The sequence below is a fragment of the Dyella marensis genome, from assembly GCF_049532885.1.
GTDB lineage: Bacteria > Pseudomonadota > Gammaproteobacteria > Xanthomonadales > Rhodanobacteraceae > Dyella_D > Dyella_D marensis.
In genome coordinates this window covers 3499999-3512154 of record NZ_CP064029.1, presented here as the reverse complement: position 1 = coordinate 3512154, position 12156 = coordinate 3499999, and the positions used below count along the sequence as shown (strand labels likewise).

At 67.1% G+C, this 12156-nt stretch carries 8 protein-coding genes; 6 read left to right on the top strand and 2 right to left on the bottom strand.

What is annotated here, in order from left to right; genetic code table 11:
- Nucleotides 1–92 precede the first annotated feature (92 nt).
- Nucleotides 93–3560 (top strand): methylmalonyl-CoA mutase family protein, encoded by a 3468-nt coding sequence (locus ISN75_RS15160; RefSeq protein ID WP_167254109.1) that lies wholly within the window; start codon nt 93–95, stop codon nt 3558–3560.
- 134 nt (nt 3561–3694) lie between these two features.
- On the opposite strand, the gene ISN75_RS15155 is transcribed toward ISN75_RS15160, so the two are convergent.
- Both ISN75_RS15155 and ISN75_RS15150 read right to left on the bottom strand, forming a co-directional pair.
- Complete coding sequence (locus ISN75_RS15155; protein ID WP_343818579.1) at nt 3695–4981, bottom strand: MFS transporter; 1287 nt, start codon at nt 4979–4981, stop codon at nt 3695–3697.
- A 72-nt stretch (nt 4982–5053) separates the two neighbouring features.
- Complete coding sequence (locus tag ISN75_RS15150) at nt 5054–5959, bottom strand: SDR family oxidoreductase (RefSeq protein WP_343818581.1); 906 nt, start codon at nt 5957–5959, stop codon at nt 5054–5056.
- Nucleotides 5960–6064: 105 nt separating this feature from the next.
- On the opposite strand from ISN75_RS15150, the gene ISN75_RS15145 reads away from it, so the two are divergent.
- From ISN75_RS15145 to ISN75_RS15125, 5 genes are all read left to right on the top strand, one after another.
- Nucleotides 6065–6913: a helix-turn-helix transcriptional regulator gene (locus ISN75_RS15145; protein WP_167254119.1), complete on the top strand. Its 849-nt coding sequence runs from the start codon at nt 6065–6067 to the stop codon at nt 6911–6913.
- A gap of 122 nt (nt 6914–7035) precedes the next feature.
- Complete coding sequence (locus ISN75_RS15140) at nt 7036–9342, top strand: SpoIIE family protein phosphatase (RefSeq protein ID WP_343818583.1); 2307 nt, start codon at nt 7036–7038, stop codon at nt 9340–9342.
- A gap of 14 nt (nt 9343–9356) precedes the next feature.
- A complete protein-coding gene (locus tag ISN75_RS15135; RefSeq protein ID WP_167254123.1) occupies nt 9357–9749 on the top strand; it encodes an STAS domain-containing protein in 393 nt (130 codons plus the stop codon).
- 270 nt (nt 9750–10019) lie between these two features.
- Entirely contained in the window at nt 10020–10601 is a 582-nt protein-coding gene (locus ISN75_RS15130) for a TetR/AcrR family transcriptional regulator (RefSeq protein WP_343818587.1), read from the top strand.
- A complete protein-coding gene (locus ISN75_RS15125) occupies nt 10585–12012 on the top strand; it encodes a nitrilase-related carbon-nitrogen hydrolase (RefSeq protein WP_343818589.1) in 1428 nt (475 codons plus the stop codon). Before ISN75_RS15130 ends, ISN75_RS15125 begins: the two co-directional genes overlap by 17 nt.
- The last annotated feature ends 144 nt before the right edge of the window (nt 12013–12156 follow it).

Sequence of the window (12156 nt, the reverse complement as noted above, 5' to 3'; positions counted from 1 at the left end):
CGTACGCCCAGGCAAGCGCGCTGCAGCAAGCGCTTAACGGCATTCCACACTAGAATTGCGCGTCTTACGCACACCCTTCCGTTGGAGTTGCCATGAGTTCCCCCGCCCAGCACGTTTCTGCCAGTGCTGCAGTGCACGAAAGCCGTCCCCTGCGCTTCGTCACCGCCGCCAGCTTGTTCGATGGCCATGACGCGGCGATCAATATCATGCGCCGCATCATCCAGTCGCAGGGCGCGGAGGTGATCCACCTGGGCCACAACCGCTCGGTGGAGGACGTGGTCCGCGCCGCCCTGCAGGAAGACGCCGACGCGATTGCGCTGTCCTCGTACCAGGGCGGCCACGTCGAGTACTTCAAGTACATGGTGGACATGCTCAAGGAACATGGCGCCGCGCATATCCGCGTGTTCGGCGGCGGCGGCGGCACCATCACGCCGGAAGAAATCCGCGAGCTGCAGGCCTACGGCGTGGAGCGCATCTACCATCCGAACGACGGCATGAAGCTAGGCCTCACCGAGATGATCGAGGACGTGATGCGCCGCACCCGCGAGGCTGCCGACCAGCGCGCCCATGCGGAGCAGGCCACCGCCGTCGCGCCGCGCGTGGATATCGACGACGAGATCTCGATCGGCCACATGCTGTCGGCGATCGAGGAAGGCCAGCTGCCCGACGCCGAGCTCGAACACCTGCGCAAGCAATGGAAGATGGCGGGCAAGCAGACGCCGGTGCTGGGCGTCACCGGCACCGGTGGCGCGGGCAAGTCCTCGGTGGTGGACGAACTGCTGCTGCGCTTCCTGCATGCCTTTCCGGAGATGCGCATCGCGGTGCTGGCGGTCGACCCGACCCGCCGCCGCAGCGGCGGCGCGCTGCTGGGCGACCGCATCCGCATGAATTCGCTGCGCAGCCATCGCGTGTACATGCGCTCGATGGCCACGCGCCGCCAGCACGCCGCCACCAGCGTGGTGCTGCACGACTGCATCGACTTCCTCAAGGCGCAGCCGTACGACCTGGTGATCGTGGAAACCGCCGGCATCGGCCAGAGCGATTCGGAGATCGTCGACCTGGTCGACTTCCCGATGTACGTGATGACCAGCGACTACGGCGCGGCCAGCCAGCTCGAAAAGATCGACATGCTGGACTTCGCCGAACTGGTGGTGCTCAACAAGTTCGACAAGCGCGGCGCCGAAGACGCGCTGCGCGACGTGCGCAAGCAGTGGAAGCGCAACCGCACCGCCTTTGCCCTGAAGGACGAGGAGGTGCCGGTCTATCCGAGCATCGCCAGCCAGTTCAACGATCCGGGCGTGACCTGGATGTTCGCCAACCTGTGCCGCCTGCTGCGCGACAAGCTCAGCCTGCCCGCGCCGAAGTGGACGCCCGATCTGGACACCTCGCTGAAGGAGCCGCGCGCCACCGTGCTGATTCCCGGCAGCCGCGTGCGCTATCTGGCCGAGATCGCCGAGCAGGGCCGCGGCATCAATACGGAGATCGAGCGCGAGGCGGAATTCGCCAGCAAGGCGCAGCACTACTACGAGTCGCTGAAGGACCTGGGCGATGCGCGCCTGCCGCGCGAGCTGTCGCGCTACGACAGCGAGTCGCTGCACGAGGAGGGCGCCGACCGCACGCTGCTCACGCTGCGCCAGCGCTATAACCAGGCGGTGAAGGAGCTGAGCCACGAAGCCGTGCACCTGCTGCACGACTGGCCGGCGCGCTACAAATCGGTCACCGACGAGTACAACGAGTACAAGGTGCGCGACAAGACGATCCGCGTCGAGAACTATCGCGAATCGCTGAGCCACCAGAAGATCCCGAAGGTGTCGCCGCCGAAGACGAAGGACTGGGGCGACCTGTTGCGCTTCCTGATGCGCGAGAACCTGCCGGGCTATTACCCCTACACCGGTGGCGTGTATCCGTACCGCCGCACCGGCGAGGATCCCACCCGCATGTTCGCCGGCGAAGGCACGCCGGAGCGCACCAATCGCCGCTTCCATTACCTGAGCCAGGGCGGCGCGGCCACGCGCCTGTCCACCGCGTTCGACTCGGTCACGCTGTACGGCGAGGACCCGGCGCCGCGCCCGGACATCTACGGCAAGATCGGCAACTCGGGCGTCAACGTCGCCACGCTGGACGATATGAAGAAGCTGTATTCCGGCTTCGATCTCAGCGCGCCCAGCAGTTCGGTGTCCATGACCATCAACGGTCCGGCGCCGATCATCCTGGCGATGTTCATGAACACCGCGATCGACCAGAACGTGGAGAAGTACCTCAAGGCCGATCCGGCGCGCTGGAGCGCGGCGCAGAAGAAGATCGCCGCACTGCATCCGCATGGCGGTCCGCGTTATTCCGGCGAGCTGCCCAAGGGCAATGAAGGCCTGGGCTTGGGCCTGCTCGGCATCACTGGCGACCAGCTGGTGGATGCCGAAACCTACGCGCGCATCAAGGAAGAAACCCTGCAGACTGTGCGCGGCACCGTGCAGGCGGACATCCTTAAAGAAGACCAGGCGCAGAACACCTGCATCTTCAGCACCGAGTTCGCGCTGCGCATGATGGGCGACATCCAGCAGTATTTCGTCGACCACAAGGTGCGCAACTTCTATTCGGTGTCGATCTCCGGCTACCACATCGCCGAGGCCGGCGCGAACCCGATCAGCCAGCTGGCCTTTACGCTGTCGAACGGCTTCACCATCGTGGAGTACTACCTCGCGCGCGGCATGCACATCGACGACTTCGCGCCGAACCTGTCGTTCTTCTTCTCCAACGGCATGGACCCGGAGTACACCGTGATCGGCCGCGTGGCCCGCCGCATCTGGGCCCGCGCCATGCGCGAACGCTACGGCGCCAGCGCGCGCAGCCAGATGCTGAAGTACCACATCCAGACTTCCGGCCGCTCGCTGCACGCGCAGGAAATCCAGTTCAACGACATCCGCACCACGCTGCAGGCGCTGTACGCCCTGTTCGACAACTGCAACAGCCTGCACACCAATGCCTACGACGAGGCGATCACCACGCCGACCGAGGAAAGCGTGCGCCGCGCGGTGGCCATCCAGCTGATCATCAACCGCGAGCTGGGCCTGAACTTCAACGAGAACCCCTGGCAGGGCAGCTTCGTGGTCGACGCGCTTACCGACCTGGTGGAAGAGGCCGTCTACCGCGAGTTCGAGGCGATCAGCGAGCGCGGCGGCGTGCTCGGCGCGATGGACACCATGTACCAGCGCGGCAAGATCCAGGAAGAGTCGATGTACTACGAGCAGAAGAAGCACGACGGCAGCCTGCCGCTGATCGGCGTGAACACCTTCCTGCCCAAGGATCACGGCGGCGAGATCGCCACCGAGATCGAGCTGATCCGCTCCACCGAAGAGGAGAAGGGCCAGCAGATCGACAACGTGCAGGCCTACGCCAAGGCCCGCAACGGCCTGGCCCCGGAAAGCCTCAAGCTCCTGCAGAACACCGCGCGCGAACGCCGCAACGTGTTCGAGCAGCTGATGGAAGCGGTGAAGTACAACTCGCTGGGGCAGATCAGCCACGCGTTGTACGACGTGGGTGGCGAGTACCGCCGCAACATGTAAGCAGGTTCCTCCCCTCTCCTTCCGGGAGAGGGGGTGAGGGCGCCGCCACCTTCTCTCCCACGGGGACTATCTTCGAGTCGCCGGAGGGAGAAGGGTTGGGCTTGGAGACCGAGGGGAAGACGAGAGGTTACTTGCTAGTACCAGCGGCGCGGCCGCACCGGCAGCGTCTCCGGCATCCGCGCCAACACCGGCAGCACCAGCAGCGCAACCGCGGCGATCATCACGCCCGGCAGCACCTTCCATCCGGTCGCGGTAATCAGCAGCTCGGCCAGAAACGGCGTCAAGCCGCCGAAGATCGCCGTCGCCATGGTCACGCCCAGCGCCAATCCGCTCAAGCGGCCTTCGCCGGGAAACTGCTCGGCGGTTGCCGGCGCGCCCACGGCACTGACACCGCCGGCAAGGCAGGCCAGCACGATCGATGCCAGCGCGATATCCACTTCCTTCCCGCGCGCCATCCACTCGAACATCAGCAAGGGCAACAGCACGCCCGCCGCCGCAAGCCACACCAGCACCGGCCGGCGACCGACACGGTCGGACAGCGCGCCCGCCAGCGGTGTGACCAGGATCACCGCCACCGCGGCCAGCGTCGACAGCCACAACGAGCGTTCCTCGGCGAGGATGCCTGAGGAGCTGAGAAAAGCCGGCACGTAGGTGATGCCCACGTAGTACGTGATCGAACCGAGCGCCGAGATGGCGAAGGTGCGGAACAGGGCAGGGCGATGGTTAGCCAGCGTATGGCTCAGCGGCGACTCCGGCACGGTGTGCTGCCGCACCTGCCGCACGAAGTCCGGCGACTCCTCCATGGTGGAACGCGCGATCCACACGCAGCCGGCCAGCGCCGCACCGACGAAGAACGGGATGCGCCAACCCCAGGCATCCAATTGCGCCGTGCTCATGGCGCTCACCGTCAATGCGGAAATGCCCACCGCCAGCAGCGCACCGATCTCGCTGGCGGCCGAGGCCAGCGAAGTGATCAGCCCACGCCGATCCTTGCGCGCGCCCTCCAGCAGATACGCCACCACGCCGGTGTATTCGCCGCCGACGGAGAACGCCATGAAACAGCGCAGCAGCAACAGCAGCGCACCCGCCGCCGGGCCGATGCTGGCATGCGACGGCAACAGCGCCGTGGCCAGCATGGCCAAGGTCATCAGCATCATCGACCACAGGAGGGTGCGGCGCCGCCCGATGCGGTCGCCGATATGGCCGAACACCATCGCACCCAGCGGCCGCATCGCGTAGGAGATGGCGAAGCCGGCGAGCGTCGCCAGCAGCGAACTCTCGCCGCCACCGAAGAACACCCGCGACAGCACGGTGGCGAAATAGAGATAGAGGGTGAAGTCGTACCACTCGACCACGGTCGAGAGGGCGGCGACCGCCATGGAGGCGCGGGAGATTTCGGCAGTGCCGGGCTTTTCGGTCATGCGGTGACGGCGGCCGGGTACGGGAACCGCGATCCTAGCGCGATCCGCCGTACCTGGCCCCTCTAGCCGCGATCAGGCGGCGATACGCGGGAAATAGGCCTCGCGGTCGAGATCCTCGATCAGGCCCGGCCCGGTGGGCATCCAGCCCAGCGCTTCGCGCGTCTTCGCGCTCGATGCGGGTATGTCGGCACCGAAGAAATAGGCGAGAAAGCCGAAATGCTCCTGCGCTTCCTCGCGCGTCCTGGTCACCACCGGCAGGCCCAGGCGCTGCCCGATGACTTCGGCGATCCGCCGCGTCGCCACGCCTTCCTCCGCCACCGCGTGATAACACTTGCCTGCCGCACCGTGCTCCAGCGCCAACCGGTAGAGGCGCGCGGCATCCAGGCGATGCACCGCCGGCCAGCGATTCCGCCCATCGCCGATATAAGCCGATACGCCACGCTCCCGCGCGATGCGGATCAGCCACGGCACGAAGCCATGGTCGCCGTCGCCGTGCACGGTAGGCGACAGGCGCACGATGCCCGAGCGCACGCCGCGTTCGGCCAAGGCTACGGTCATCACTTCCATCGGCAAGCGCGGCGAGCCATGCGAGGCGGCATCGGCCACGTCGTCCTCGGTGCCGATGCGTCCCGGTGCCAGCATGCCGGTGCCGGTGGTGCCGATCAGCGGCTTGCCGGAACCGGCCAGCGCTTCGCCCATCGCTTCGACCGCGCGGCGTTCGGTCACGGCGTTTTCGGCGTAGCGCGAGAAGTCGTGATTGAAGGCGGTATGGATCACGCCATCGCAGGCGGCAGCGGCCTCGGCGAGCCGTTCCGGTTGTTCCAGCGAGGCATGCAGGATGTCGACGTCGCGTCCGGCCAGCACTACGGCCGAAGCCTCCGAGCGGGCCAGCGCCAGCACCTTGTGGCCGGCGGCGAGCAGATCATCGACGACAGCGGAACCGACGAACCCTGTCGCGCCAGCAACGAATACACGCACAATGCATCCTCCAGGTTTGGGATGCGCGGCATCGTCCTCGCGCGGCGTGCGCGGATGAAGCCGTGGCGTTATACGGGTATACGGACTAACAGGCTCGGCAAGCAGATGAATACGACGGTGGCCAACGACAACCTGCTCGGCGCCTATCTGCGCGATCGCCGCGAACGGCTCGATCCGTCCGCGCTCGGCTATCCCGCCGGGCGCCGCCGCACGCCGGGGTTACGCCGCGAGGAAGTGGCGCAGCGCGCGAACGTCAGCGCCACCTGGTACACCTGGCTGGAGCAGGGGCGTGGCGGTGCGCCCTCCGACGAAGTGCTGGACCGCATCGCCCGCGCGCTGCTGCTGAGCGAGATCGAACGCCAGCATCTGTTCCTGCTGGCGCTGGGGCGCCCGCCGGAGATCCGCTACCAGGCCAGCGAAGGCGTGGCGCCGCGCCTGCAGCGCGTGCTCGATGCCTTGCCGTGCAGTCCCGCGATGGTGAAGACCGCCACCTGGGACGTGCTGGCCTGGAACCGGGCCGCGGCCGTGGTGCTTACCGACTACGGCAAGCTCGAACCCGCCGAGCGCAACGTGCTGCGCCTGATGTTCTGCAACCCCGAGGTGCGAGCGCACCAGGTCGACTGGGAAAGCGTGGCGCGTTTCGTGGTGGCCGCGTTCCGCCTGGATGCGGCGCGCGCGGGTGCGGTGCGCAGCGTGCAGGCGCTGGTGGACGAACTGAGCGAACGCAGTGCCGAGTTCGCCGCGATGTGGCAAAGCCAGGACGTGCAGCAGCACGGCGGCGGCACCAAGCAGCTGCGGCATCCGACGCTCGGTGCGATCGCGATGGAGTACTCGGCTTTCGCCGTCGACGGATGCCCCGACCTGAGCATGGTGGTCTACAACCCGGCGACGCCGGAGGATGCGCAGCGCATTCGCCGCCTGATCGAGGCGGCGGGGTCCGACCGTAGCGCGTGATGTGCAGGTGGCGTGAAGAAGCTCGCGGCATAGAGCAATCCATATCGCACGATTGTGATAGCGCTCTCTTCCTGAAACCTGCCGTGGATCGCAAGATGCGACGCACCAGGGGGGAGCGTCACATGGTGTTGCGCAGCATTGCGTCGCGACTGGCCGCCTGGGTGCTGGCCGGCACCCTGCTCGTGGTCGTGGCCGGCGGGTTCCTGCTGTTCCGCGTCATCCGCGAGCAGATTCTGCAGCAGACCCATCGCGAATCCGCGGTGCTCGCCGGCGACGTCAGCCATCGCATCCAGCACCGCCTCGACAAGGTGGCCGATACCGCGCAGACGCTGGCGGCGCTGATCGGGCCGCGGCCGGATGACGCGGAAACCCTGATCGGCGATGCGCTGAGGCACAACGCCGATCTCGCGGGACTCGCCGCGGCCTATGTGCCCGTATCGATGGATGCGGCATCACCGGGCCGCTCGCCCTTCGTCAGCCGCCAGGGCGACGGCAGGCTCGTCACGCGCGACCTGCTGAAGGATCCCGCGCCGTACTGGACACAGGCCTGGTTCCGCACGGGGCTCGGCTGTTCCGTCGGTTGCTGGCAGCAGCCGTTCTTTTCGCAATCGCGGCAACGCCAGTTGGTCAACTACTCGGCCGCCATCCTGGCGGGCGGCCGCGCGGTGGGCGTGCTCAATGCCGATGTCACGCTGGAGTGGTTGCAGGGCGTGCTGCAGAACTTGAACAAGCCCAAGGGCACCGAGGCCTTCGTGATCGACCGGCAAGGTGTCTATTTCGCCACCGACGGTCCGGTGCTGGCCGGTCGTCGTGCACAGGACGAGCTGGTCGCGGCGCTGCGCGGCGATACGGACGAACCCATCCGGCATACCGGCATCCTGGCCGCGCATGCCGGCGCGCCGGTGTGGATCTATCACGCGCCGATCGACGGCACCCATTGGCAGTTCGGCCTGGTGGTGCCGGAGGAGCAGATCTATGCGGGTGTGCGGCGCACCTTCTCGGTGGCCTTGTCGGTGGGCGCGCTGGCGCTGCTGAGCCTCACGCTGCTGACCCTGGTGGTCACGCGGCGCGTGCTCAGTCCGCTGGGCGTGTTGACCGAGCGCGCCGAGCAGGTGGCGAAAGGCGCCCTGGATTTCGCCTTGCCCACCGTGCGCCGCCGCGACGAAGTCGGCCGCCTGACGCATGCGTTCGACCGCATGCGCCACGAGTTGGCCGACCATCTGGCCGAGCTGGGCCGGGTCGCGCGCGAGCAGCAGCGCCTGGCCAGCGAGCTGGAGATTGCCCAGCAGATCCAGACGGCGCTGCTGCCCGGCGCGCATTTCCTCGACGCGCGCTGCCACAACTTCGAGCTGCATGCGGTGCTGAAGCCGGCGCGCACGGTGGGCGGCGATCTGTACAGCTATTTCATGCTGCACGACCAGCGCTTCTACATCATGGTCGGCGACGTCTCGGACAAGGGTATTCCCGCCGCGCTGTTCATGGCCCGCGCCATCACGCTCGCCAAGGCCCTGGCTCCGCGCGCGCAATCGCCGCAGCAGCTTTTGCAACTGCTCAACCAGGACCTGTGCCGCAACAACGACGGCTGCATGTTCGTCAGCCTGCTGTGCGGCCTGCTGGATACCGCCACCGGGCATTTCTCGATGGCCAGCGCGGGCCATGAGCCGCCGGTGCTGTGGGGCGACGGCCCACCGCGGTTGCTGGACATCGAAACGGGGCCGGCATTGGGCCTGGATGAGGAGGCCACCTACAGCTCGCGGCGTGTGCGCCTGCGGCCGGGCGAGACCTTGCTGATGTATACCGACGGCATCACCGAAGCGACCGATGCCAGCCTCAGCATGTACGGCCAGGAGCGTATGCTGGCTTGTCTGGCGCGCTATGCCGCGCAGGCCGAGGGCGATCCGGCCGGCTATCTGCTGGCCGACGTGGAGGCGTTCGCCGCGGGCCATGGACAGGCCGACGACATCACCGTGCTGGCGCTACGCTGGCACCACGCCGGGGCAGACGGGAGTGCGTCCATGCTGGACCTGACCATGCCCGCTTCGATCGAAGCGGTATTCGACGCCTTGCGGCACTGCGACGAGCAGCTCGCGAGTGCCGGCGTCGCCCAGGGCGTGCGCGACGACGTGCGCCTGGTGCTGGAAGAGCTGATGGTCAATATGGCCGAGCACGGGCGCCCACCTGATGGAGACGCGCGGATCGAGTTGCGCATGGCCCTGGCCGCCGATGCCGTGCTGGTCGACCTGCATCACGACGGCCAGGCCTTCAATCCTTTGCTGTCGCCCGTGCCGCAACTTACCGGCGACGTCGCCGACCGCGAGATCGACGGCGGCCTGGGCATCCACCTGGTGCGCGCCATGGCCAGCGATTTCAGCTACGCACATGACGAGCAGGGCAACCATCTGCAGTTGCGTTTCATCCTTCCTTCCTGAGCGGAGGCACGACCATGAGCTTCAGTCTTGATACCGCTGCCCTGTCGCCGGAGCGCAGCACCTTGCGCCTGCACGGCCGGCTCGATGCGTTGACGTTCGGCGATTTCGACGGCGGCGCCGCGCCGGTGCTGGAACAGATGGGGCAGGGCGGCACCGTGGTACTGGACCTGTCCGCGCTCGATTACATCAGCAGCGCGGGCCTGCGCAGCATTGCCAAGATCCGCAAGGCCATGCGCGCGCGCGAAGGGCATACCTTGCTGGTGAATCCGCAGCCGCAGGTGCGCAAGGTGTTCGAGATCGTCAAGGCGGTGCCGGTGAGCGACGTGTTTTCCAGCGTGGCAGAGCTGGATGAGTATCTGGACCGGATTCAGAAGAGGGTGTTGGGTGGGGAGGATGACGACGTTTGATCGCTTGGGCCGTTGCTAACTGAAACCCTTCTCCCCTCCGGGGAGAAGGTGGCGGCAGCCGGATGAGGGGCCGCTCTAGCGGTGGCCTTTCTACGGAACGAATGAAGAGCTTTTTGGCCTTCTCGACCCTCCGCTCACCACTCCGACCGGCCCCTCACCCCAGCCCTCTCCCCGGAGGGGAGAGGGGGCAAGGGCGCGGGTGGCGTGGGGGCAAAGCCCTGCCATCAGTCACCTTTGCCAACCCGCGCAAGGCATGTATACACTGTATACATGCCGAAACTCACCACCCCCGAGAAGATCCTCCGCGCCGCCCACAAGCTGATGGACCGCCATGGCGCGGATGCCGTCACCATGCGCCGCGTCGCCGAGGCGGTGGGCATTACGCCGATGGCGATCTACCGCCATTTCCCCAGTCGCGAGGCGCTGCTCAAGCGCATCTCCGACGACAGCTTCGCCAGCGTGGCGCAGGACTGGTCGGAGCGCGCGAGCCATCCGGATGTCTACAAGGGCCTGCTGCAGTCGATGGAGCAATACCTCGACTACGCGCTGACCCATCCGAACCTGTTCGACCACGCTTTCTCCGTGCGCCGCGACGACGCGCGCCGTTTTCCCGAGGATTTCCGCGACCGCCAGTCGCCCACGCTCACCGTCATCGCCGACAAGCTGGCCGAAGGCATGGCGCAGGGGCTGTTCCGAAAGTTGGATCCCTGGGACGTGGCCATGACTTTATGGGGCCTGGGCCACGGCCTGATCTCGCTCTACCGCGCCGGCCGCTTCAGCTACGACGAACGGCAGTTCCGCGCTTTCTATCTGCAATCACTGGAGACCGTGTTCGATGGCATCAAGCCTTGATTCGCGCCGGCTCATCGCCGGCCTCGCCGCCACCGCGCTGTCCGCGCTGGCCTATGGTTTCGGTACCGGCTTGCAGCCGCTGCCCTGGCTCACCTGGCTGGCGCCTTTGCCGCTGGCCTTGCTGGCGCCGCATGTCAAAGCGCGCTGGCTCGCGCTCGCGGCCTTCTTGGCCGGGGCGCTGGGTGCGCTCAATCAGTGGCATTACCTGCACGGCGTGATCGGCCTGCCGGTGCCGGTGATCGCGCTGTTCACCGCACTGCCTGGCGTGGTGCTCGCCTTGTGCCTGCTGTTGTTCCGCCGGCTGCTGCTGCGTGGACATGGCATCGCCGCCATGCTGGCCATGCCGGCTTTATGGGTGGCGATCGAATACGCCAACACGCAGACTTCGCCGCATGGCACTTTCGGCAGCCTCGCCTACAGCCAGATGGATATGCTGCCCGTGCTGCAGCTGGCTTCGATCACCGGCTTGTGGGGCATCGGCTTTCTGTTGCTGCTGATGCCGGCGGCGCTGGCGGTGGCATTGACGCGCAAGGCCGCGCCGCATGCGCGTCTCGCCGCGGTGGCCGCGATGGTGGTGGCGATGGGCGCGACGCTGGCTTACGGCTACGCACGCCTGCATGCACCGGCGACCGGCTCGATCAGGATCGGCCTCGCCTCGATAGAAAAGCCGGTGCGCCCCGCCTTGTCGGCGCCGGAAGGACAGGCATTGCTGGAGCGCTATCTCGCCGCGATCGACCGCCTCGCCGCCAGCGGCGCCACCGTGATCGTCACGCCCGAAACCGCCTTCGCCACCGGCGAAACCACCGTGCCGGCCTTTGCCGAAGCGGCGCGCCGCCATGGCGTACTCCTGGCCACGGGCATCGACGCCAAAGGCGGCGCGGACGGCGAGCGCAACGCGCAATGGGTTTTCCGTCCCGGCCTGCAGTCGCCGGCCACCTATGCCAAGCATCACCTGATCCCCGGCTTCGAAAACCAGTACACGCCCGGCGCTACTTACACCATGCTCGAAGGCTCTCCGCGCATCGGCCTGGCCATCTGCAAGGACATGGACTTCCACGATATCGGCCGCGCCTATGCCGACCGCCAGGCGCAGCTGCTGCTGGTGCCGGCCTGGGATTTCGGTGTCGACGGCTGGTTCCACGGCCGCATGGCGATCATGCGCGGCGTGGAAAGCGGCTTCGCCATCGCCCGCGCGGCGCGTGCCGGACGCCTGACGCTGAGCGACGACCGCGGCCGGGTGGTGGCCGAAGCGTCCAGCGAGCAGCATGATGCGGAACTGGTCGGCGAACTGCCGCTGCACGCATCGCGCACGTTCTATGCGCAATGGGGCGACTGGTTCGCCTGGGTGGATCTGGCGCTGCTCGCCATCCTGCTGGTGTGGGCCTTCGTGGTGCCGCCGCCTTCGAATTGAACCGTCGGCGGAAATGCGGATGCCCTCTGTGCCGACGAGGCATGCCGGTGCGGCAGATGGTTTGAACCGGTTCGCCGCAGGCCATGCACGTGCCGCCGCATTTCGCTGGATCGAGGCGGCGGTGGTCCCGCCTAATCGGCGCAC